Origin of the sequence: Rhodococcus sp. IEGM 1372, assembly GCF_030056835.1 — a bacterium.
Taxonomy (GTDB): domain Bacteria; phylum Actinomycetota; class Actinomycetes; order Mycobacteriales; family Mycobacteriaceae; genus Rhodococcoides.
In genome coordinates this window covers 288186-311044 of sequence record NZ_JASHKS010000003.1, presented here as the reverse complement: position 1 = coordinate 311044, position 22859 = coordinate 288186, and the positions used below count along the sequence as shown (strand labels likewise).

The window sequence follows — 22859 nt, the reverse complement described above, 5'->3', positions numbered from 1 at the left end:
GTCGGTCAGCTCTTCTGACCTGCTTGGCGAAGCTGCTCGCCGGTGGCCTCGAGCAACTCGTTCCAGGCAGCCTCGAACTTCTGGACGCCTTCGTTCTCCAACGTCAGGAAGACATCGGAGATGTCGATACCGAGCGCCGAGATGCGGTCGAAGATTTCCTGGGATTCCGGTCCCTTGCCCGAGACCGTGTCGCCGACGATCTCGCCGTGATCGGCAACCGCGTCCATGGTCTTCTCCGGCATCGTGTTCACCGTGTTCGGCGAGACGAGCTCGGTGACGTACATGGTGTCGGGGTAGGCGTCGGACTTGACGCCGGTCGAGGCCCACAGCGGACGCTGCGGACGTGCGCCACTGCCGACGAGCTCGCGGAACCGAGGAGCGACCTCGAAGATCTGCTGGTACGCCACGTATGCGAGACGAGCATTGGCCAGCGCGGCCTTGCCCTTGAGCGCCTCGGCATCGGGAGTGCCGATCGCATCGAGCCGGGAATCGATCTCGCTGTCCACGCGGGAGACGAAGAACGACGCGACCGAGTGGATCTTGTCGAGGTCGTGACCGGCCGCGCGGGCCTTCTCGAGACCCTCGAGGTATGCGTTCATCACCAGCTCGTAGCGCTCGACGGAGAAGATCAGCGTGACGTTGACGCTGATGCCCTCGCCGATCACCTTGGCGATAGCGGGAATTCCTGCCTCGGTGGCCGGAATCTTGATGAGCAGGTTCGGGCGGTCGACGATCTTCCACAGCTCGACGGCCTGCTCGTACGTCTTGTCGGCGTCGTGGGCCATGCGGGGATCGACCTCGATCGACACCCGGCCGTCGACGCCTGCACTCGCCTCGTACTGAGGCATCAGGATGTCGCATGCTTCCCGGACGTCGTCCGTGGTGACCGTGCGGATCGTGGTCTCGACGTCGGCACCTTCACCGGCGAGCTTGTTCACCTGCTCGTCGTAAGCCTCGCCCGTGCTCAGGGCCGCCTGGAAGATCGACGGGTTGGTGGTCACTCCGACGACGCTCTTGGTGTCGATCAGGTCCTTGAGGTTGCCCGAGCGGATGCGGTCGCGGGACAGGTCGTCCAGCCATACCGAGATGCCGGCGGCGGAGAGCTCTGCAAGATTCTTGTTCTGGGTCATGAATTATCCCTTCACATTGGTGATGGAGCGCTGTGCGGCTGCGGTGACGGCCTCTGCCGTGAAGCCGAACTCGCGGAAAAGTGTTGCAGCGTCGGCAGATTCGCCGTAGTGCTCGAGCGAGATGATCTCGCCGAAGCCGCCGACGATCTTCCACCACGGCATCGCGATGCCGGCCTCGATCGACACCCGGGCCTTGACGGTGGGCGGGATCACCTGGTCGCGGTAGTTCTGATCCTGGCTCTCGAACCACTCGACGCACGGCATCGAGACGACGCGGGCGGCGATGCCCTGCGCCTCGAGCTGCTTCTGCGCCTCCACGGCGTACTGCAGCTCGGAGCCGGTGCCGATCAGGACGACGTCCGGGGTCGCCTTGGACGACTCGACGAGAATGTATCCACCCTTCGAGACGCCCTCGTAGCTGGTGCCCTCGAGAATCGGGATGCCCTGACGCGTCAGCGCGAGACCGACGGGTCCGCTGCTGCTGGACTTGGCCATCACGGCCTGCCATGCGAATGCGGTTTCGTTGGCGTCACCGGGGCGTACCACCGACAGGTTGGGGATGGCCCGCAGCGCGGCGAGATGCTCGACCGGCTGGTGCGTCGGGCCGTCCTCGCCGAGGCCGATGGAGTCGTGCGTCCACACGTAGATGGGGTCGATGTCCATCAACGACGCCAGTCGAACGGCCGGCCGCATGTAGTCGCTGAACTGCATGAACGTTCCGCCGTAGGCACGGGTCGGGCCGTGCATGACGATGCCGGACAGGATGGCACCCATCGCGTGCTCACGGATGCCGAAGTGCAGCGTGCGGCCGTACGGCTCGGCGTCCCAGTCGTCGGTGGAGATCGACGTGGGGCCGAAGGACTTCGCACCCTTGATCGTGGTGTTGTTGCTGCCGGCCAGGTCGGCGGAGCCGCCCCACAGCTCCGGGAGGACAGGTCCGACGGCGTTGAGAACCTCGCCCGACGCCGCACGGGTCGCGACGGCCTTGCTGCCGGGCTCCCAGGTGGGCAGAACGTCGGTCCAGTTCTCGGGCAACGTGCCCTGGGTCAGGCGGTCCAGTAGCTTCTTGCGCTCGGGCTCGCGCGCGGCCCAGGCGTCGAATTCGACGGTCCACTCGGCGTGGGCCTTACGGCCGCGTTCCTGCAGCTTGCGGGTGTGGCCGATGACCTCGTCGGTGACCTCGAACGTCTTGGCGGGGTCGAAATCGAGTGCCTGCTTGACCTTCGCGATCTCCTCGTCGCCCAGTGCGGCACCGTGAACAGCACCGGTGTTCATCATGGTGGGGGCCGGGAAACCGATGATGGTGCGCAGGACGATGATCGACGGCTTGTCGGTGACAGCCTTGGCAGCCTCGACGGCTTCTTCGATGGCAGTGACGTTCTCGCCGCCCTCGACCACCTGCACGTGCCAGCCGTAGGCCTCGTAGCGCGCGGCCGTGTTCTCGGACAGGGCGATGTCGGTGGAGTGCTCGATCGAGATCTTGTTGTCGTCGTAGAACAGGATCAGGTTGCCGAGCTGCTGTGTACCGGCCAGCGACGACGCCTCGGACGTGACGCCTTCTTCGATGTCGCCGTCGGAGGCGATCACGTAGATGAAGTGGTCGAACGGACTCTCGCCGAGTGCAGGCTCGGGATCGAACAGGCCACGCTCGCGGCGCGCCGCCATGGCCATACCCACGGCGGAGGCGAGTCCCTGACCGAGCGGACCGGTGGTGATCTCGACGCCGTCGGTGTGGCGGAACTCGGGGTGCCCGGGAGTCTTGGACTTGTAGGTGCGCAGCGCCTCGATGTCGGCGAGCTCGAGTCCGAAGCCGCCCAAGTAGAGCTGCAGGTACAGCGTCAGGCTCGAGTGACCGCACGAGAGGACGAATCGGTCGCGGCCGATCCAGTGCGTGTCGGTGGGATCGTGGCGCATGGTGCGCTGAAAGAGGGTGTAGGCGAGAGGGGCCAGGCTCATCGCGGTTCCGGGGTGGCCGTTGCCGACCTTCTGCACTGCGTCCGCTGCCAGAACACGAACGGTGTCGACCGCTCGGGTGTCCAGGTCCGTCCAGTCGCTCGGGTGGTGCGCCGTGGTGAGGACGTCAATATCGTCTGTGATCGACACGAGCAGAAATCTCCTGACATTCGTTCGAGTTGTGGCTCCGAGGAATCGTCGCTCGGCGACCTCTGCGATGCGCCTGGGTGGAGCGCGCACGCAGTCGGTGCCGAAGGACGTCCCCCACCAGCCTAGTTCCGTCCGACCCTACTGTCGTGCCTTCCCCCGGGCGATTGCGCACGGGTTACTCGTAGGCGACGTATTCCTCACTTTGGGTGCCCTGCGAATTGGAGGTGCAAACCCAGCCGTCTACCATCGGTCGTAGTAGGCGTACGTTCGTCGGCTGCCGCGGTAGTGAACGCGGGGGTCGGCGCGTGCGCGAAGGCGCCGAAGTGTCGCCATCGAGAGTCAACCCGCGTGCCGGTGGCATGCGAGCAAGTGGCCGAGCGCCAGAGAACGACAGTCGTGCGAGGAGACGCAGTGCGAATTGGGCAGCAGCCGGGCGGACACGGTTTCGCCGGCGGCCCCGGATTCGGAGCAGACGACGAGGGTGAGCCCACGCAGGCCGCGCCGGCGACGTCCGCCCCGCGCAGAGCATTCGCACTCTTTCTTGCGTATGTCGCGCTCACGAAGCCCCGGGTCATCGAACTCCTCCTCGTCACGACCATTCCGGCGATGCTGCTGGCCGACCGAGGAAACGTCGATCCCTGGCTGATCCTCACCACACTCTTCGGCGGAATGCTGGCCGCAGCCAGCGCCAACACTCTGAACATGGTCGTCGACGCAGACATCGACAAGGTGATGAAGCGCACCGAGAAGCGCCCACTCGCGCGCGGTGCCATGCCCGTCTCGCACGCCCTGATCTTCGGGCTCGTCCTGGGCGTGTTCTCGTTCTTCTGGCTGTGGGCCACCACGAATCTGCTCAGCGGTGTGCTCGCCGTCGTGACGATCTGCTTCTACATTTTCGTCTACACGCTCGTGCTCAAACGGCGCACCTCGCAGAACGTGGTGTGGGGCGGCGCGGCCGGATGTATGCCGGTGATGATCGGTTGGTCCGCCGTGACCGGCACGATCGGGTGGCAGGCGCTGGTCATGTTCCTGGTGATCTTCCTGTGGACACCGCCGCACACCTGGGCGCTCATGCTCCGCTACAAGGAGGACTACCAGGCCGCCAACGTGCCGATGCTGCCTGCTGTCGCCTCGGAAACGAAGGTCACCAAGCACATCGTGCTCTACGCGTGGGCCACGGTTGCCGCAACGCTCGCGTTGGCCCCGGGCTCGGGCATCGTCTACGCAGCCGTCGCTGTGGCCTCGGGAGTGTGGTTCCTCGTCGTGGCCCACCGTCTCTACGCAGGCGTGCGAGCGGGAACTCCGGTCAAGCCGCTCAAGCTGTTCATTCTCTCGAACGAATACCTGGCACTGGTGTTCTGCGGCTTGGCCGTCGACTCCGTTCTGGGCTGGCAGACGCTCGCTCAGATCCTTTCCTGAGCGAGCCGTCCGGCACAGTCGGCGTCAGGGAACCAGCACGATGGACCCCATCGTATTGCGTGACTCCAAATCGATGTGGGCCTGAGCAGCATCCTCCAGCGCGTACTGCGCACCGATCTCGACCGTCAGAGCTCCGCTGGCCATCGCTGCGAACACATCTCCGGCGCGCCACTCCAGCTCGGCCCGGTTTCGGATGTGATGTGCGAGCGTGGGCCGGGTCAGGAACAGGGAGCCCGCGCCGTTCAGGCGCTGTGGATCCATGGGCGGGACGGGACCGCTCGCGGCACCGAACAGAGCCAGTGTCCCTCTGATCCGAAGCGACGCAAGACTCGCCTCGAACGTGTCGGCGCCCACGCCGTCGTACACCGCATGGACACCCTCGCCGTCGGTGATCTCACGCACGCGGGCGGCGATGTCGTCCTCGTAGCGCAACACGTGGGCGGCACCGGCCTGCGTCGACCGCTCGGCCTTGGCATCCGTGGAGACCGTGGTGATCACGTTCACGCCCTTCGCCACCGCCATCTGCGTCAACAACAGTCCGACGCCACCTGCGCCTGCGTGTACCAGCACTGTGTCGCCCCGCTGGGCAGGATAGGTGGACTCGATCAGGTAATGCGCAGTCATGCCCTGGAGCAGCGCCGAGGCGGCCTGATCGGCCGGAACGCCGTCGGGAACCGCGATGGCCGACGAAGCGTCCACCAGGACGTATTCGGCGTAGCTGCCGGGTGCTGCGGCCCAGGCGACGCGAGCTCCCGGAGCAAAGTCCGTGACATCCGACCCGACCTGATCGATCACTCCGGACCCTTCGTCGCCGGGAACGTAGGGGAGTGCGCGCGGATACAGGCCGCGCCGAAAGTACGTATCGATGTAGTTGATGCCGATGGCGTCCGTCCTGACCAGGAGTTGAGCAGGTCCTGGCGTCGGTATCGGAACATCGACGACGTTCATGACCTCGGGTCCGCCGGTGTTGTCTATTCGAATGGCACGCATGAAGACCGTTCTACACCGGCGCGTCGCACCCGGTGGCACGGATCCGCTCGATGCACGCACGCGGGCGAAGTTACCGATCAGTAACGACTCGACGGGTCGATGCGGGAATTGCGAACGGTCTCGGTATCGTGTCGGCATGGCTACCGAAATCGACAGTGCGGGCATCGAGAAGAACGAGTCGAACGACGTTCCCAAGGGAACGCTCGCGGCGGTGAAGAGCTTCCTCGCCGACCACGGCAACTCTGCCGACGTGGTGATTCAGCCGGTCGGTCGCGCCGGGACTCGGCTCACCATGGTCGGTGCCGACGGAGTTCTGGGGGACCAGGTGGTGGCGAGTACCGCCATCGCCCGCGCGATCGTCGACGGTCTCGACCAGTTGACCGAGGCCGAATGGGACCGCGAGTTGACCAGTTCGGTCAATCCGGCACCCGGACACCACGAGAAGATGGCCGGGTGGGTAGCCCATCAGAAGAAGTTTCCGAAGGCGCGTAACCAGGCGATCGTCTGAGCGGAGACAAGTCGCAAAACTTGTTCGATCAGGCGGGAACCATCTGGGCACCCGGTGCGTCGAAGTCAGTGGAGGGGCAGTCGGCCATCTGAGGGGGAGGTCGGCTGCCCCTCCACCCTGTTCGAAGATCGATCGATCGTCACGAGTGAACTGCGACGTCCTCGGTGGTCTCGATCTTGTCGGCCGCGGCCGGGCCGCGAGTTCGGCAGGCCGCCCAGACGGCTGCGGTTGCGGCGGTACACGCGCCCGCACCGGCCACATGGAAGGCGACGAGTACGGCCGGAACTCCGGTGAAGTACTGGACCAATCCGATCAGAGACTGTGCCAACACCAGGACGATCAGGACATTGAGTCGAAACGTGACCGTCTTGGGCGCACGAACGGCATACAGGGCGAAAGCCAGTCCGACGAGCAACGCCAGGTAGCCGACGAGGAACTGCGAGTGCGCGTGCACCAGCGTCACGATCTCGATACCGAGGCGCGGTACTGGTTCCTCGATGCTCTTGTCGCCTGCGTGCGGACCGGCTCCGGTCACCATGGTGCCCGCGATCAGCACACCCGCCAGAGCAATCCCGGACAGTCCCGTCAGCGCTCGCAGAGCACCGGGCACCGTCGGCGTCGACTCCGATGCCGCATCGCTCTCGCCCACCTTGGCGTACAGCAGCGTGGCCAGCCAGACCATCGCCATCGAGACGACGAGGTGAACGGCGACGGTCCACCACAGCAGTCCGGTCAGCACGGTGAATCCGCCGATAACGGCCTGCACGACGGTACCGAGTGGCATCAGCCATGCGAAGAACAGCACTCCGCGACGACGCCGCGCCCTGGTGACTGCGATCACGACAGCGGCGGCCGCGAGAACGACGACGAACGTGAGCAGGCGGTTACCGAACTCGACGGCCTGATGCAATATCGGTACCTCGGACACCCCGACGGGAGTGAAACTACCGGGGAAGCACTGCGGCCAGGTGGGGCAGCCGAGACCGGATCCGGTGACGCGAACGACTGCACCGGTGACGGCGATGCCGCCCTGCGTCAGGATTGCGATGAAAGCCAGAATTCGCTGCACACGAAGCGACGGCAGTGGCAGGAGATCGACGACGCGCAGGAATACGCCATAGAGCTTCCGTAGGAGGTAAGGCACTCCACGATGGTAAACGCCGATCAACTACACAGCGTCGTTGGGTAGCGAGCGTGACTCAGGTGAACTTGAACGTGCGCACGGCGAGCGTGCTGCACACCGCAGCCCACACCAGCAGGACGACCACACCGAACACGTCGAACGACGACGCCACACCCCTGCTCAGTGCCTCGCCCAGTGCGCCGGACGGAACGATGCGCGCCACGTTCTGCAGGCCCTGCGGGATCTGGTCGTCCACGAACACCACGCTGCCGACGCCCAGCATCACGAACCAGGCGATGTTCGCCAGCGCCAACACGATCTCGGCGCGCAGGGTGCCGCCCAGCAGCAACCCCATGGACGCGAAGGTGACGGTTCCCAGAGCGATGATGACGGCACCGAGCAACAGCCCCGTCGCGCTCGGGCGCCATCCGAGAGCGACGCCGATCGAGCCGAGCAGAATCGTCTGCAGGACCACCACGATCACCACGGCGGCGGATTTGCCGCCGATGATGCCGCACCGCGGAAGTGGTGTCGCCCCGAGCCGCTTGAGAGCGCCGTAGCGGCGATCGAAGCCGACGGCGATCGCCTGACCGGTGAACGCCGTCGACATGATGGCAACCATCATCACAGCCGGAACCACTCGGGCAACGCGGTCGACGCCGAGCTCGCCGAAGGGCAGCAGGGTCAATCCGATCAGCAACGTGATCGGGATGAACATCGTCAGCAGCAACTGTTCACCGTTGCGCAGCAACAACTTCAGCTCGAGGCGGGTCTGCGCGAGCAACATACGTGCAGCCGACGCGGGCTGCGGGCGAGGCGCGAACAGACCTGTCTCGAATCGGTTGTCGGCGAGCCGGGCTTCTCTGCGCACGGTCACTTCCTCAATTCTCTGCCGGTCAGTTCGAGGAACACGTCCTCGAGGCGGCGCTGGTCGACCTGCAGTTCGGTCGCCAACACGTCCTGCTGTGCACACCAGGACGTGACGATCACCAGGATCTGCGGCTCGATCACACCGGCGACCACATAGGAACCGGGCGTCGGTTCCGACGGTACGTACCCCGGGGGAAGAGCCGCGTCGAGCATGGAGAGTTCGAGTCCAGGGGGTGCGGTGAAGCGCAGTTGGCCCTCGGCACCCTGCTTGGTCAGCTCCGAGGGAGTGCCCGAGGCGACGACGCGACCGTTGTCGATGATCGTCAGCCGGTCTGCGAGCTGCTCGGCCTCGTCCATCAGATGTGTCGTGAGCAGAACGCCGACTCCGTCGCGGCGCAGGGCGTCGATCAGCTCCCACACGAGCAGCCGGGCCTGGGCGTCGAGCCCGGCGGTCGGTTCGTCGAGGAACACCAGTTCGGGTCGTCCGACGATGGCGCACGCCAGGGCGAGCCGCTGCTGCTGCCCACCGGAGAGTCGCCGGTACGGGGTGCGGACGGCCGAGGTGAGGCCGAGGCAGTCGAGCAGCCATGCCGGATCGAGGGGGTCGGCCGAGTACGAGGCGACGAGTTGGAGCATCTCGCCGGCTTTGGAACCGGGGTACGCACCTCCGCCCTGGAGCATGACCCCGATGCGTGGCCGCAGCTGCGCCGACTGCGCGACGGGGTCGAGTCCGAGGACTCGGACCGAGCCGCCGTCGGGTACGACGAATCCTTCGCACATCTCGACGGTGGTGGTTTTTCCGGCACCGTTGGGGCCCAGCAGTGCGAGAACCTCGCCGGGGCCGATGTTCAGGCTGAGTCCGTCGACGGCACTGACACCGTCGTACGACTTGCGTACGTCGGTCAGCTGTACGACAGGTTGCGTCGCGTCGGACGTCCCGGAGATCACGAGGACTCAGCGTATTCGTCTGCGCTGCGGTCGCGTGCCGGTGGTCCGGTGCGGGTGGGCCACGGCATTCGGTTTCGCGTGAACAGGTAGAGCACCGCGATCGTCAGGATGGTCATGACTGCGGCCTGCACGATCTGGAACGGCTGATACTCACTGCCGTTCGGCATCAGGATCACACTCACCAACGACGAGAAGGCGATGGCCGGACGCCGGAACGAGGAAGTGGTGGCCCATGCCGCGAGCGGAATCACCGCCCACAGCAGGTACCAGGGTTGGACCACGGGGAACAACAGGACGACGGCACCGAGCGCGACGCCGAGTGCGCCGACCGGATGCAGACGGCCGCGCAGAACGGCGATGAGCATGCGGACGACGATGATTCCCGCGACGACGGCAGCGATCGGGCGAGTGAGACCCAACACAGCGGTGGTGTGGTCGCCGAGGCCGAGGAGTACGCCGACGAATCCGGTGCCCAGCCCGAGAATCGTGGGAATCGACATCCAGCTGCGCACCACGCCGGCGGTCCCCAGAGTGTTGATCCAGCCGAAGCCGAGCCCACTGCCCAGGCTCACCGCGACTTGGACCGCGACGGCTATGGAGCCGAGCAGGATTGCGGCGTACACCACGGATCTGAGGGTCCCGCCCCACCTCCTCGACAGGGCCATTCCCACGAAGCCGAGCGCGATGAGCGAGGGGATCTTGATCGAAGACGACAGTGCGATCAAGCCTGCACCGCCGACGAGGAACGCGATATCGCTGTTGCGGAGGGGACCCGAGCGCTCGATCGCGCGAAGCGCCAGTTCGGTACCGGCCAGCATCAGCCCGATCATCAGGGCCTCGTTGTGGATACCGGCCACCAGATGGAAGAGCAGCAACGGATTCGCGGCACCGAGCCACAGTGCCGTCACCGACGCAACCCCGCAGCGTCGGGCGAGGCGGGGCAGCGACCAGACGATCAACGCCACGCCCGCCAATGCGAGCAGGCGATGCAGAAAGATGCCGGCGACGATGTTCTCGCCGGTCAGGTACGTGATGCCACGCCCCATCCACAGGAACAGCGGGCCGTAGGGTGCCGGGGTCTCCCGCCAGATGTTGGGAACCGTTCGGGTCAGTACGTTGTCGGCCCCGAGTGCATCGACCGGACCGACCTCGTACGGGTCGAGTCCGCGTGCGGTGATCTCGCTCTGAGCCAGGTACGAGTAGACGTCGCGCGAGAACATCGGCGGTGCCACGCACAACGGCAGGATCCACAGCAGCAACGTGCGGTCCATCTGGGAGCGGGTGAGTCGCCGCGGGGTCGCTCCCGATCGCAAGCGTCCCAACGCGAATCTTCCCAGCAGCAACCACGCGAGCACCACGATGACGGTTCCGGTCATCGTGACGGTCAGTGCGGTGGTCGCCATCCGGGACGGCAGGCTCAGGAGTCGGACGCCTGCGATCGGGTTCTGCAGCACCGGCTGCGCGCCCGCGCCGAGTGCTCCGATCGCCATCAGCAGTGCGCCCGCGGCACCGAAACGGCGGATGTTCCTGAGCTGGTTCGTCTCCGCCGGATTCAGCCCCGGTGCCTCCTGCTCGTCTCCGTGCAGGGTGGCGACCACCCCGCCCGGAGGCGTGGGCTCGAGGCCGATGACTCGACGTGCCGGGGCCACGACGAACCTGTGGACGAATGCAGCCGGCGCGGACTTCGATGTGCCGGACACCGGGGGAGAACCGGGACCGCCCGCGGAAGGTGAGCTCTCGAAACTGGGCTCACTGTCGGTCGATGGCACAGTGGGAGCGTAGCGGGGCACTCGGTCACCACCTGCACGGTGCTCCACCCGACGACATGTGCATCGGCCACCGCGCTGGGTGAGTAGCCCGCATAGGGCACCCTTGCTGGACCGAGTACAGCAATTCCGTCACACTGGTGTTGTGAAAACAACCGAGAGCTCGCTCGTGCGTCCGGGAAGTGTCGAGTCGTCGGCCTCCGGCGCAGGCGTTTCGTCGGTGCGACTCACGTCGGCGCCCGAGGGGCAGACGCGGAGCGCAGTGGTCACGCTGCTGCTGGAGGAAGGCCCCATCACCGCCTCCGACATCGGCACTCGACTGGGGTTGAGCGCGGCGGGTGTCCGACGTCACCTGGACGCACTCATCGACGCGGGCGAGGCCCGCATCACAACCCCCGCAGGTGCCCGGCAACGGGGCCGAGGCCGACCGGCGAAGCACTTCCAGCTCACCGCAGCCGGGCGTAACCGTCTCGGCCACACCTACGACGATCTTGCCGGTGCCGCCATGCGGCAGTTACGCAAGATCGGCGGGGACGCGGCCATCGAGACATTCGCGCGGCAACGCGTCAACACCATCGTGGCCGACGTGGAGCCGGCCACGGGTTCCGATGCGCATGCCGTGGAGGACGCTGCCGACCGGATCGCCGACGCGTTCAGCGCGGCGGGCTTTTCTGCCACCACCCGTCAGGTGGGCAACGGTGTGCAGATCTGCCAGCACCACTGCCCGGTGTCGCACGTCGCCTCCGAGTTTCCGGAGCTGTGCGAGGCCGAGCAGACCGCGTTCGCCGAGATCCTCGGCACGCACGTGCAGCGTTTGGCGACCATCGCCAACGGCAATTGCGCATGCACGACGCACGTACCGCTGTCACCGACGCGGTACTCGAACACCAATAGTTCCGACAAGAAGACTCCCGACGCGCAGCTCCGTGTCGGAGAACGCCCACGCCTCCGGAAGGAGCCCGCATGACCGTCACACCAGACCAGGTGACACCCACCGCGCCGCTGACCCAGGACGAGACCATCGCCTCGCTCGGCACCTACGGATACGGCTGGGCCGACTCGGACGTAGCCGGTGAGAGTGCCAAGCGCGGTCTTTCCGAGGCCGTCGTTCGGGACATCTCGCAGAAGAAGAGTGAGCCCGAGTGGATGCTCGAGGCGCGCCTGAAGGCGCTCAAGACGTTCGAGCGCAAGCCGATGCCGAACTGGGGTTCCAACCTCGACGGCATCGATTTCGACAACATCAAGTACTTCGTGCGCTCCAGCGAGAAGCAGGCTGCCACGTGGGAAGACCTGCCGGAAGACATCAAGAACACGTACGACAAGCTCGGCATCCCCGAGGCGGAGAAGCAGCGCCTCGTCTCCGGTGTCGCTGCTCAGTACGAGTCCGAGGTGGTCTACCACTCGATCCGTGAGGATCTCGAGGCCCAGGGAGTGTTGTTCCTCGACACCGACACCGCCCTGAAGGAGCAGCCGGAGCTGTTCCGGGAGTACTTCGGCACCGTCATCCCCGCAGGCGACAACAAGTTCTCCGCATTGAACACCGCGGTGTGGTCCGGTGGATCCTTCATCTACATCCCGCCGGGCGTCCACGTGGACATCCCGCTGCAGGCCTACTTCCGGATCAACACCGAGAACATGGGTCAGTTCGAGCGCACGCTGATCATCGTCGACGAGGGTGCCTACGTGCACTACGTCGAGGGCTGCACCGCACCGATCTACAAGTCGGATTCGCTGCACTCCGCCGTGGTCGAGATCATCGTCAAGAAGGGTGGTCGGTGCCGCTACACGACCATCCAGAACTGGTCGAACAACGTCTACAACCTCGTCACCAAGCGTGCCAAGGCCGAGGCGGGCGCAACCATGGAGTGGGTCGACGGCAACATCGGCTCCAAGGTCACCATGAAGTACCCGGCCGTGTGGATGACCGGTGAGTACGCCAAGGGTGAGGTTCTCTCGGTCGCGTTCGCAGGCCCGGACCAGCACCAGGACACCGGCTCGAAGATGCTGCACCTGGCACCGCACACGTCCTCGAACATCGTCAGCAAGTCCGTCGCTCGCGGCGGTGGCCGGACGTCGTACCGCGGTCTGATCCAGATCAACAAGGGTGCACACGGTTCGCGCTCGACGGTCAAGTGCGACGCATTGCTCGTCGACACGATCAGTCGTTCCGACACGTACCCGTACGTCGACATCCGCGAGGACGACGTGTCGATGGGCCACGAGGCCACCGTCTCGAAGGTCAGCGACGATCAGTTGTTCTACCTGATGAGCCGCGGCATGACCGAGGACGAGGCCATGGCGATGGTCGTGCGCGGCTTCGTCGAGCCGATCGCTCGCGAACTGCCGATGGAATACGCGCTCGAGCTCAACCGGCTCATCGAGCTGCAGATGGAAGGGTCGGTCGGATAAGTGAACAACCCCCTCACCGGAGTCATGGGTGCTGTGGCATCCGAGAATCCAGAGTCGGCCAAGGAAGACAAGTCGAAGCTCGTCGAGAACAAGGGCGCTCAGTTCACGTCCTACGACGTGAATGCGTTCGAGATCCCGTCCGGCCGTGACGAGCAGTGGCGTTTCACACCGCTGCGTCGGCTGCGCGGCTTGCACGACGGTTCCGCTGTCGCCGACGGGGCCGCTCGGGTCACCGTCGGCGCCCCGGAGTCGGTGGTCGTGGAGACCGTCGGCCGCGACGACGAGCGACTGGGCAAGGCCGGTGTCCCGGCCGATCGTATTGCCGCGCAGGCATTCTCGGCGTTCACCGAGGCCACGATCGTCTCCGTGCCGAACGAGGTCGAGGTGGCCGATCCGATCGAGATCACCGTCGACGGTCCCGGTGTCGACCACGTCGCCTACGGCCACGTGCAGATCAGGCTCGGCACGTTCGCTCGCGCCACCGTCGTGATCGACCAGCGGGGTAGCGGAACGTACGCCGAGAACGTCGAGTTCGTTCTCGGCGACAGCTCGCAGTTGCACGTCGTACTGATCCAGGACTGGCAGTCCGACGCCGTGCACGTCGCAGCACACCACGCCATGCTCGGACGCGACGCCGTGCTGCGGCACTACAACGTCAGTCTCGGCGGCGATCTGGTGCGCATCAGCCCGACCGTGCGCTACAGCGCACCCGGCGGCGACGCGAACATGCTCGGTGTGTATTTCGCCGACGCAGGCCAGCACCTCGAGCAGCGACTGCTCGTCGACCATTCGGCACCGCATTGCAAGTCCAACGTGATGTACAAGGGCGCGCTGCAGGGCGAAACCGGACCCGGAACCGTCGACGCGCACACCGTGTGGATCGGAGATGTTCTGATCCGAGCCGAGGCCGAGGGCACCGAGACCTACGAGCTCAACCGGAACCTGGTCCTGACCGACGGCGCTCGCGCCGACTCGGTGCCGAACCTCGAGATCGAGACCGGGGAGATCGTCGGAGCAGGCCACGCCAGCGCCACCGGCCGTTTCGACGACGAGCAGCTGTTCTACCTGCGCGCTCGTGGCATCTCGGAGGAGGTTGCTCGTCGACTCGTCGTCCGCGGCTTCTTCCACGAGATCATCGACAAGATTCCGGTCCCCGCCGTACGCGAGCGTCTCGACGCCGCCATCGAGACCGAACTCGCCGTCGCCGGCGCGTAGGTCTCACCCGAACCTTTCTCGACTGCACAAAGGAACTGTGATGTCCACACTCGAAATCCGCGATCTGCACGTCAGCGTCGCCAACTCCGACTCGACCGCGGAGCCCATCAACATCCTCAAGGGTGTCGACCTCACCGTGAAGTCCGGTGAGACGCACGCGATCATGGGGCCCAACGGTTCCGGCAAGTCCACGCTGTCCTACGCCATCGCGGGCCACCCCAAGTACACGGTGACCTCCGGCACCATCACTCTCGACGGTGAAGACGTGCTCGAGATGAGTGTCGACGAGCGCGCCCGTGCCGGCCTGTTCCTGGCGATGCAGTACCCGGTGGAGGTGCCCGGCGTCTCGATGTCGAACTTCCTGCGTACCGCCGCCACCGCCGTGCGCGGTGAGGCCCCCAAGCTTCGGCACTGGGTCAAGGAAGCCAAGACCGCCATGAGCGAATTGGAGATCGAGGCCAACTTCCTCGAGCGCAACGTCAACGAGGGCTTCTCCGGCGGCGAGAAGAAGCGTCACGAGATTCTCCAGCTGGGACTGCTCAAGCCGAAGATCGCCATCCTCGACGAGACCGACTCCGGCCTCGACGTCGATGCTCTGCGCGTGGTGTCCGAGGGCGTCAACAAGTACAAGGAGCGTGAAGACGGCGGAGTGCTACTGATCACGCACTACACCCGCATCCTGCGCTACATCAAGCCCGACTTCGTCCACGTCTTCGTCAACGGCGAAATCGTGAAGTCCGGCGGTGCAGAGCTGGCCGACGAGCTCGAAGCCAACGGATACGCCGGTTACGCGCAGGCCGCGACCACCGGAGCATGAGTATGGCTGCACCCGCAGCTGCGGCGGTGGCGACATCGTTCGATGTCGCCACGGTTCGCCGCGATTTCCCCATCCTCTCGCGCACCGTCCGCGACGGGAAGCCGTTGGTGTACCTCGATTCCGGTGCAACTTCGCAGCGGCCCGTGCAGGTACTCGACGCCGAGCGTGAGTTCCTGATTACGTGCAACGCCGCTGTGCATCGCGGGGCGCATCAGTTGGCCGAAGAGGCCACCGACGCCTACGAGGGTGCGCGCGCGGCCATCGCGTCGTTCGTCGGGGCGGATGTCGACGAGATCGTGTTCACCAAGAACGCGACCGAGTCGCTCAACCTCGTGACGTACGTGCTTGCCGATCAACGATTCGATCGTCACCTCGGTCCCGGCGACGAGATCGTCGTCACCGAACTCGAGCACCACGCCAATCTCGTTCCGTGGCAAGAGCTTGCTGCTCGAACCGGTGCAACGCTGCGCTGGTACGGCGTGACCGACGACGGACGCATCGATCTCGACTCGCTCGAATTGTCTTCCGCCGTCAAGGTTCTCGCCTTCACGCATCAATCGAACGTGACCGGCGCGGTGGCCCCGGTCGAGGAATTGGTCCGTCGAGCCAGGGCGGTCGGTGCGCTCGTCGTCCTCGACGCATGCCAATCGGTACCACACATGAAGGTCGATTTTCACGCGCTCGATGTCGACTACGCCGCGTTCTCGGGTCACAAGATGCTTGGTCCCTCGGGAGTGGGCGTGCTGTACGGCAAGGCTGCACTCCTCGCAGCGATGCCTCCGTTCATCACCGGCGGTTCGATGATCGAGACCGTCACCATGGAGAAGACGACGTTCGCAGCGCCTCCGCAACGATTCGAGGCCGGGGTTCCCATGACCTCGCAGGTCGTCGGACTCGGTGCCGCTGTGCGGTACCTGGAGAACATCGGCATCGATGTCATCGCCGCGCACGAAAAAGCCTTGGTCGCAGCAACTCTCGCCGAGTTCGCGAAAATCGACGGTGTTCGCGTGATCGGCCCGACCGAGAACGTCGACCGCGGTTCGGCAGTGTCGTTCGTGGTCGACGGCATTCACGCCCACGACCTCGGACAGATCCTGGACGACGAGGGCGTCGCCATTCGCGTCGGGCATCACTGCGCGTGGCCTTTGCACCGACGGTTCGGTGTGGCTGCGACAGCGCGCGCCTCGTTCGCGCTGTACAACACGGTCGAGGAAGTGCAGGTTCTCGCACAGGCGATTCGCCGCGCACAATCGTTCTTCGGAACCGCTCGCTCCGACGACCACGGCGGGGGAGGGCAGCTCTAGATGCGGATGGAACAGATGTATCAGGAAGTGATCCTCGATCACTACAAGCACCCGCACGGCCGTGGGCTGCGTGAGCCCTTCGGCGCGGAGGTCCACCACGTCAACCCCACCTGCGGCGACGAGGTCACCCTGCGCGTGCAGATCGAGGACGGCACCGTTGCAGACGTCTCGTACGACGGCCAGGGTTGTTCGATCAGTCAGGCAGCGACGTCCGTTCTCACCGATCAGGTCGTCGGCCTGAGCGTGGCCGACGCGCTGAAGACGGTAGACGCATTCAGTGACATGGTCGGCAGCAGAGGTACCGTCGAGGGTGACGAGGACGTCATCGGCGATGGAATCGCATTCGCCGGTGTGGCCAAATACCCGGCCCGCGTGAAATGCGCTCTGCTGGGTTGGATGGCTTTCAAGGACGCGGTTGTTCAAGTAGTGGACGCAGATTCGACAGCCACGACGGGCGAGACCGCCCAGTCGGCACTTTCCGGAGGACAGCAATCATGACCGAAGCAACAGAGACGACGCAGGCAGTGACGACTACAGCCGAGACCACGCCGGTGGAATTGACCGCCGACGAGATCAAGGTGCTCGAGGACCTCGAAGAAGCGATGCGCGACGTCGTCGATCCCGAACTCGGAATCAATGTCGTCGATCTGGGACTGGTGTATGACATCAAGATCGACGCCGACGACATCGTCACCGTCGACATGACGCTCACCTCGGCGGCATGCCCGTTGACGGACGTCATCGAGGATCAGGCGCGCGGCGCGCTCGTGCGCAGCGGACTGGCCGCCGATCTCAAGATCAACTGGGTCTGGATGCCGCCATGGGGCCCGGACAAGATCACCGACGACGGTCGCGAGCAGCTCAGGGCCCTCGGCTTCACCGTCTGACGCACGGCCGAATCGGCCCCCTCACGCACCCTTCGCTTCGTCGGCTTTCGAGTCGGCGGACTTGGCCGAGGCTTTCTTCGCAGCCGCCTTCTTGGCCGGAGCCTTCTTCGCAGCTGCCTTCTTGGCGGGTGCCTTCTTCTCCGGAGCCGATGTGGCCGAACCGGACTTCGCGTTCTTGCCGGCCGCCTCGACGCTCCGCTGCAAGGCCGCCACGAGATCGACGACCTCGGCGTCTTCGCCGTCGTCGTCTTTTTCCGTGTCGGTGTGGATGACCTTCTCACCGCCGTTGGCGAGCGTCTCGTCGATCAGCTTGCGCAGTTCGGTCTGATAGTCGTCCGTGTACTCGGTCGGATCGAATTCCGAGGACATGCTTTCCACCAGGGACGTCGCCATCTTCACTTCCTGCGGGCGCGCGGACGGCGCGTCCTCGAGCGAAGGAAATTCAGCCGCCCTGACTTCGTCCGGCCACAGCAGTGTCTGGATCACCAGGACGTCGTCACGCACACGCAGTGCGGCCAGGCGGGTCTTCTGTCGCAGAGTGAAATGCACCAACGCGGTGCGTTCTGTTTCTTCGAGAGTCTCGCGCAGCAGCACATAGGCCTTCGGTGAGGCAGAGTCCGGCTCGAGGAAGTAGCTCTTGTCGTACAGGATCGGATCGATCTGCTCGGTCGGCACGAATTCGAGAACCGGAATCTCGTGTTTCTCCGCCGCAGGCAGCTTGTCGAAGTCGTCGTCGGTGAGAATGACCCGTTCACCGTCGGGGGAGTCGTAAGCCTTGTCGATATCGGCGAACTGCACCGACTTGCCGCATTCCTGACAGATCCGGTCGTACTTGATACGACCGCCGTCCTTCGCATGCACCTGATGGAACCGAATGTCGTGCTGCTCGGTGGCCGAGTAGACCTTCACCGGAACATTGACCAGTCCGAAGGCGATCGAGCCCTTCCAAATGCTGCGCATCTGTCCATGATCGCCGACCGGGCGCCCGCGTGTCGACCGTTGGCGAGAAACTCAGCTACGGCCCGGCGTGCGCACTATCGTTCGCGCGATCGCGAGCCTGGCCGACGCCGGAAGCGTCGGAAACATCTTCAGCATCGCGGTCATCGTCCCGAATGCGTCGTCGTGGCCGGACAGGTACGAGCGTTGCAGTTCGACCGGGAGCGAGAAGAAGCTGGAGAAGAACTGGGGGACCATCTCGGGTTCGAGAGCCAGTGCCGTGCGCAGACCGAGGTTACGAAGCTTCTGGACCGTCCAGACGTGCACCGGGCGGATCGGGCGCGACCGACCGCCACCTCGGAATCGCTCGACGAGGTGATCCGCCGACGCCAGCGACGCCGCGACGCTGTACCCGGTGGCGGGATGCATCAGATTCGAGCGAGAGCCGAACAGCACCGGACCGCCTCGGCCGGTGTGCTGTTGCGACCGAGGCGGCGGTTCGACCGAGAAGCGGACTCGTTCGACATCCTCCTTGCCGGTCGGTTCCAGGTTGCGATACGTCAGACGGTGGTGCAGCCGCGATCGAAGAACTGCGAGTTCCAGCGGGGGTCGGCCCACCAAGCAGGTCTCTTCGAGCAGGATTCGATCGTCGTCGAGTGCCACGGCGTACAGAAAACTCGGGGCTTCGCCGTGCCGAGCGCCGTTGTCGGTGCGCCAGTCCATGAACCACGCGTCGGCCCCTTCGAGGATCGGTTCGGCGCGGTCGCGTTCGACGACGATCCCGTAGGCGGTCTGCTGGGCGAGGTCGCGCGAATCGAGTGTGCCACGGGCGTCGACGACGTGACGGGCATCGACTATGGAGCCGTCGGCGGTCGTCACCCGGGAACCGGTGACGTCGACAGCCGTCGCGGCCAGCACCCGCACGCGGTCGACCGACAAGGCCGCTTGCAGCGCAGGTGTGTCCAGCACGCAGTACGTCCGGTCGATGATCCGCTGGTGATCGGTCCACACCGCGGGTTTGCGCGCAGTCGAGGCGACCGCGGTCTCGGGCAACCATGACGGCAACTCGTCGGCCCAGGCGGAGTACGTCGGTGTCCACGTACGCGACGGGTGTGGATCGACTGCGATCACATCGAGTCCGGCCTCGGCACATCGATGGGCGACCGCCCGCCCGGCGGGACCGAGTCCGACGACCGCGACGTCGGCCGAGTAATCGTTCACATTCCGCCGGTGGCGAGCAAACCACCGTCCACGCGCACGGTCTCGCCGGTGATCCAGGAGGAGGCGTCCGACACCAGGAAGGCCACCAACGCAGCCACGTCCTCCGGGTTCCCCAGACGCTTCATCGGGTAGCCGGCCGCTGCCGCGTCTTCTCCGTTGGCGACGAGGGCCTCGGCGAATTTGGTCTTCACCACGCCCGGTGCCACGGCATTGACTCGAATGTTCGGACCGAGCTGCCAGGCGAGCTCCTCGGTGAGGCGGATCAGAGCGGCCTTGGATGCGCCGTACGCGGCGATCACCCCGGTCGAGCGGATGCCGGCCACGCTCGCGATGTTGACGACCGCGCCGCCGTGCTCGCCCATCCAGGCATGGAACGCCTGCTGGACGAAGCCGAGAGTGCCCACCACGTTCGTGTCGAAGATCTTGCTCACACCCGCCAGGTCGGCATCCATCAGCGAGCCGTAGACGGGATTGATACCGGTGTTGTTGACCAGGATGTCCAGCGAACCGAAGGTCTCCACCGTGCTCGCCACCGCGGTGCGTCGGTGCTCCGGGTCGCCTGCGTTGCCGTCGATCGCGAGCACGGAATCGCCGAGCTCTGCTGCCGCCGCAACGAGTGGTTCGCGCTTGCGTGCGGTGATGGCGACGTTCGCGCCGCGAGCGAGCAGTTCCGCGGCGATGGCCTTGCCGATGCCTCGGCTGCCGCCGGTGACGAGTGCGGTGCGCCCGGCCAGGTCGGGGATCGGCGCGCTGGACGGGCTGACGGTTTCGGGGGCGTCGGTCATCGATCAGACGTTACCGGTGTCACCGTCGTTCCTGGGTGAGGGCACGTGAATGCTGAGCTAAAATGGGGGTTTGCTGTGCCGTTCGCCGGCACACCTGAGTTCGCCCGTCGGTCGACGGGCAACGGTCTTGTTCGGCAATCGCTAGGAGCGCACGCGTGATCACCGCCACCGACCTGGAAGTTCGTGCCGGTGTGCGGACCCTTCTGTCCACCGAGGGGCCCGCGCTCCGCGTACAGGCAGGCGACCGCATCGGGTTGGTGGGCCGCAACGGTGCAGGCAAGACCACCACGCTGCGCATCCTGGCAGGTGAGGGAGAGCCGTACGCGGGCGAGGTCGTGCGTACCGGAGAGCTCGGCTACCTTCCGCAGGATCCCAAAGAGGGCGACCTCGACGTGCTGGCCAAGGATCGAGTGCTCTCGGCCCGGGGCCTGGACACCCTCCTGCACAGCATGGAGAAGCAGCAGGCACTGATGGCCGAGGTCGCAGACGAGGCGCTGCTCGACAAGGCCGTGCGCAAGTACGGCGAACTGGAAGAGCGGTTCGCATCCCTCGGCGGCTACGAGGCCGAGAGCGAGGCGGCCCGAATCTGCAACAGCCTCGGTCTGGCTGACCGCATCCTCGGTCAACCGCTGCGGACCCTCTCCGGTGGTCAGCGCCGACGCGTCGAACTGGCTCGAATTCTGTTCGCCGCGTCCGACGGCAGTGGCGGACGCTCGAACACCACATTGCTGCTCGACGAGCCCACCAACCACCTCGACGCCGATTCCATCACCTGGTTGCGCGGATTCCTGCAGGGCCACGAGGGCGGACTCATCGTGATCAGTCACGATGTCGAACTGCTCGGAGACGTGGTGAACCGGGTGTGGTTCCTCGACGCAGTGCGCGGCGAAGCCGACATCTACAACATGAACTGGAAGAAGTACCTCGACGCCCGCGCCACGGACGAGCAGCGTCGCCGCCGTGAGCGCGCCAACGCGGAGAAGAAGGCCGGCGCGCTACGGGTGCAGGCCGCCAAGATGGGGGCCAAGGCAACGAAAGCCGTTGCGGCACAGAACATGGCGAAGCGCGCGGACAAGTTGCTCGCCAACCTCGACGCCGAACGGGTGTCGGACAAGGTGGCGCACATCCGTTTCCCCGAGCCCGCACCGTGCGGCAAGACGCCGCTGATGGCGAAGAACTTGACCAAGATGTACGGATCGCTGGAAATTTTCGCGGGCGTCGACCTGGCCATCGACCGAGGCAGCCGTGTCGTGGTGCTCGGGCTCAACGGTGCGGGCAAGACGACGCTGCTCCGGATCCTGGCCGGAACCGAGAAGGCCGACACCGGCGAGATCGAGCCGGGCCACGGCATGCGCGTCGGATACTTCGCACAGGAACACGACACCCTCGACGACCACGCGTCGGTCTGGGAGAACATCCGGCACGCGGCACCGGACACCGGCGAGCAGGAACTGCGGTCGCTCCTGGGAGCCTTCATGTTCACCGGTCCCCAGCTCGACCAGCCTGCGGGGACATTGTCCGGGGGTGAGAAGACCCGCCTGGCACTCGCCGGCTTGGTGTCCTCGGCGGCGAACGTGTTGCTGCTCGACGAACCAACCAACAACCTCGACCCGATCTCACGCGAGCAGGTCCTCGACGCACTCCGCAGCTACAAGGGTGCCGTCGTACTGGTCACCCACGATCCCGGTGCCGCCGAAGCGCTCTCACCCGAGCGGGTGATTCTGCTTCCCGACGGTACCGAGGACCACTGGTCGCAGGAGTACCTGGAACTGATCCAGCTGGCCTGACCCGCTCGCCAGGGTCATTCCGATCGGTCTTGCCTGCGAACCGATTCCTCGACCAGGTCCAGGATCGCCGAGAGGTTGGACCTGCCGTGGCCCGACGCGATGCGCGCCACCAGGCCGTCCAGCACGAGATCCAGGTAGTCGGCGAGGACGTCGTTGGGAATGTCGTCGCGCAGTCTTCCTGCGGTCTTCTGACGCTCGAGTCGCCCCAGTGTCGCGTCGGTCAGCTCTGCAGACCGTTCGGCCCAGCTGCTCCGGAAGTCCGCGTCCGTGCGTAGTCGTCGGGTGATCTCGAGCCGCGTTCCGAGCCACTCGAATTGTTCGGGTTGCGCCAACATGTCTCGCATCACCTGCACCAAACCCTGGGTGGACGCGACCTCGGCCATGCGTCGGGCATCTTCCTGCGCCAGCGCGAGGAAGAGACCGTCCTTGTCCTTGAAGTGGTGGAATATGGCTCCGCGCGACAGGCCGGTGGCCTCTTCCAGGCGCCGTACCGTCGCGCCCTCGTAACCGAACTCGCCGAAGCACTTGCGCGCGCCGTCGAGAATTTCGCTTCGACGGGCGGCCAGGTGGTCTTCGCTGACCTTGGGCACGTGTGGGTTTCCTACTTTCGATGAGGGCCTCGACCGATACGGCGATGGGCC

General features: G+C 65.5%; 21 protein-coding genes. 10 read left to right on the top strand and 11 right to left on the bottom strand.

Going from position 1 to position 22859, the window contains the following annotated elements; translation table 11 throughout:
- Nucleotides 1-5: 5 nt before the first annotated feature.
- Nucleotides 6-1130 (bottom strand): transaldolase, encoded by a 1125-nt coding sequence (gene tal, locus QM590_RS05895; protein WP_149405828.1) that lies wholly within the window; start codon nt 1128-1130, stop codon nt 6-8.
- 3 nt (nt 1131-1133) lie between these two features.
- Nucleotides 1134-3233, bottom strand: coding sequence for a transketolase (gene tkt, locus QM590_RS05890; protein ID WP_269594151.1), 2100 nt, complete (start codon nt 3231-3233; stop codon nt 1134-1136).
- 411 nt (nt 3234-3644) lie between these two features.
- Between tkt and QM590_RS05885 the strand changes: the two genes are divergently transcribed.
- Nucleotides 3645-4652 (top strand): heme o synthase, encoded by a 1008-nt coding sequence (locus tag QM590_RS05885; protein WP_149405826.1) that lies wholly within the window; start codon nt 3645-3647, stop codon nt 4650-4652.
- A 24-nt stretch (nt 4653-4676) separates the two neighbouring features.
- Here QM590_RS05885 and QM590_RS05880 read toward each other — a convergent pair whose 3' ends face one another.
- The gene (locus QM590_RS05880; protein WP_269594150.1) at nt 4677-5642 is read right to left on the bottom strand and encodes a quinone oxidoreductase family protein; all 966 of its coding nucleotides are present in this window, start codon (nt 5640-5642) and stop codon (nt 4677-4679) included.
- A 136-nt stretch (nt 5643-5778) separates the two neighbouring features.
- Between QM590_RS05880 and QM590_RS05875 the strand changes: the two genes are divergently transcribed.
- On the top strand, nt 5779-6150 hold the full coding sequence (locus QM590_RS05875; RefSeq protein ID WP_149405824.1) for a hypothetical protein: 372 nt from the start codon (nt 5779-5781) through the stop codon (nt 6148-6150).
- A 139-nt stretch (nt 6151-6289) separates the two neighbouring features.
- Here QM590_RS05875 and QM590_RS05870 read toward each other — a convergent pair whose 3' ends face one another.
- The 4 genes from QM590_RS05870 to mptB are packed head-to-tail and all read right to left on the bottom strand — an operon-like array spanning nt 6290 to nt 10791.
- Complete coding sequence (locus QM590_RS05870; RefSeq protein WP_149405823.1) at nt 6290-7294, bottom strand: COX15/CtaA family protein; 1005 nt, start codon at nt 7292-7294, stop codon at nt 6290-6292.
- Nucleotides 7295-7349: 55 nt separating this feature from the next.
- On the bottom strand, nt 7350-8144 hold the full coding sequence (locus QM590_RS05865) for an ABC transporter permease (protein ID WP_411741291.1): 795 nt from the start codon (nt 8142-8144) through the stop codon (nt 7350-7352).
- A gap of 2 nt (nt 8145-8146) precedes the next feature.
- Nucleotides 8147-9091 carry an ABC transporter ATP-binding protein gene (locus QM590_RS05860; protein WP_176460513.1) on the bottom strand — a complete coding sequence of 315 codons (945 nt, stop codon included), beginning with the start codon at nt 9089-9091 and terminating at the stop codon, nt 8147-8149.
- Nucleotides 9088-10791: a polyprenol phosphomannose-dependent alpha 1,6 mannosyltransferase MptB gene (gene mptB, locus QM590_RS05855; protein ID WP_411741292.1), complete on the bottom strand. Its 1704-nt coding sequence runs from the start codon at nt 10789-10791 to the stop codon at nt 9088-9090. Before mptB ends, QM590_RS05860 begins: the two co-directional genes overlap by 4 nt.
- Nucleotides 10792-11077: 286 nt before the next feature.
- Here mptB and QM590_RS05850 point away from each other — a divergent pair, with 286 nt between their 5' ends.
- From QM590_RS05850 to QM590_RS05820, 7 genes are read left to right on the top strand one after another with little or no spacing between them, the layout of a single operon-like run.
- Nucleotides 11078-11824 carry a helix-turn-helix transcriptional regulator gene (locus QM590_RS05850; RefSeq protein WP_411741293.1) on the top strand — a complete coding sequence of 249 codons (747 nt, stop codon included), beginning with the start codon at nt 11078-11080 and terminating at the stop codon, nt 11822-11824.
- Nucleotides 11821-13266, top strand: a complete 1446-nt coding sequence (sufB, locus tag QM590_RS05845) for a Fe-S cluster assembly protein SufB (RefSeq protein ID WP_032377835.1) — start codon at nt 11821-11823, stop codon at nt 13264-13266. Before QM590_RS05850 ends, sufB begins: the two co-directional genes overlap by 4 nt.
- Before the next feature lie 24 nt (nt 13267-13290).
- Entirely contained in the window at nt 13291-14481 is a 1191-nt protein-coding gene (sufD, locus tag QM590_RS05840; protein WP_269594237.1) for a Fe-S cluster assembly protein SufD, read from the top strand.
- Between the two features lie 40 nt (nt 14482-14521).
- Complete coding sequence (gene sufC, locus QM590_RS05835; RefSeq protein ID WP_094641863.1) at nt 14522-15298, top strand: Fe-S cluster assembly ATPase SufC; 777 nt, start codon at nt 14522-14524, stop codon at nt 15296-15298.
- A 2-nt stretch (nt 15299-15300) separates the two neighbouring features.
- Nucleotides 15301-16602 carry a cysteine desulfurase gene (locus QM590_RS05830; RefSeq protein WP_269594147.1) on the top strand — a complete coding sequence of 434 codons (1302 nt, stop codon included), beginning with the start codon at nt 15301-15303 and terminating at the stop codon, nt 16600-16602.
- A complete protein-coding gene (gene sufU, locus QM590_RS05825) occupies nt 16603-17100 on the top strand; it encodes a Fe-S cluster assembly sulfur transfer protein SufU (RefSeq protein ID WP_269594146.1) in 498 nt (165 codons plus the stop codon).
- Nucleotides 17097-17489 (top strand): metal-sulfur cluster assembly factor, encoded by a 393-nt coding sequence (locus QM590_RS05820; RefSeq protein WP_269594145.1) that lies wholly within the window; start codon nt 17097-17099, stop codon nt 17487-17489. The genes sufU and QM590_RS05820 overlap by 4 nt, the downstream gene beginning before the upstream one ends.
- Nucleotides 17490-17510: 21 nt before the next feature.
- Here QM590_RS05820 and ku read toward each other — a convergent pair whose 3' ends face one another.
- Genes ku through QM590_RS05805 form a run of 3 tightly spaced genes read right to left on the bottom strand, consistent with a single transcriptional unit; the run spans nt 17511 to nt 20431 of the window.
- Nucleotides 17511-18449 carry a non-homologous end joining protein Ku gene (ku, locus tag QM590_RS05815; protein ID WP_269594144.1) on the bottom strand — a complete coding sequence of 313 codons (939 nt, stop codon included), beginning with the start codon at nt 18447-18449 and terminating at the stop codon, nt 17511-17513.
- 51 nt (nt 18450-18500) lie between these two features.
- On the bottom strand, nt 18501-19646 hold the full coding sequence (locus QM590_RS05810) for a lycopene cyclase family protein (RefSeq protein ID WP_269594142.1): 1146 nt from the start codon (nt 19644-19646) through the stop codon (nt 18501-18503).
- Entirely contained in the window at nt 19643-20431 is a 789-nt protein-coding gene (locus tag QM590_RS05805; RefSeq protein ID WP_269594141.1) for an SDR family oxidoreductase, read from the bottom strand. Before QM590_RS05805 ends, QM590_RS05810 begins: the two co-directional genes overlap by 4 nt.
- 155 nt (nt 20432-20586) lie before the next feature.
- Between QM590_RS05805 and QM590_RS05800 the strand changes: the two genes are divergently transcribed.
- The gene (locus QM590_RS05800) at nt 20587-22218 is read left to right on the top strand and encodes an ABC-F family ATP-binding cassette domain-containing protein (RefSeq protein ID WP_269594140.1); all 1632 of its coding nucleotides are present in this window, start codon (nt 20587-20589) and stop codon (nt 22216-22218) included.
- A gap of 14 nt (nt 22219-22232) precedes the next feature.
- Here QM590_RS05800 and QM590_RS05795 read toward each other — a convergent pair whose 3' ends face one another.
- Nucleotides 22233-22808: a TetR/AcrR family transcriptional regulator gene (locus QM590_RS05795; protein ID WP_068282405.1), complete on the bottom strand. Its 576-nt coding sequence runs from the start codon at nt 22806-22808 to the stop codon at nt 22233-22235.
- Nucleotides 22809-22859 lie beyond the last annotated feature (51 nt).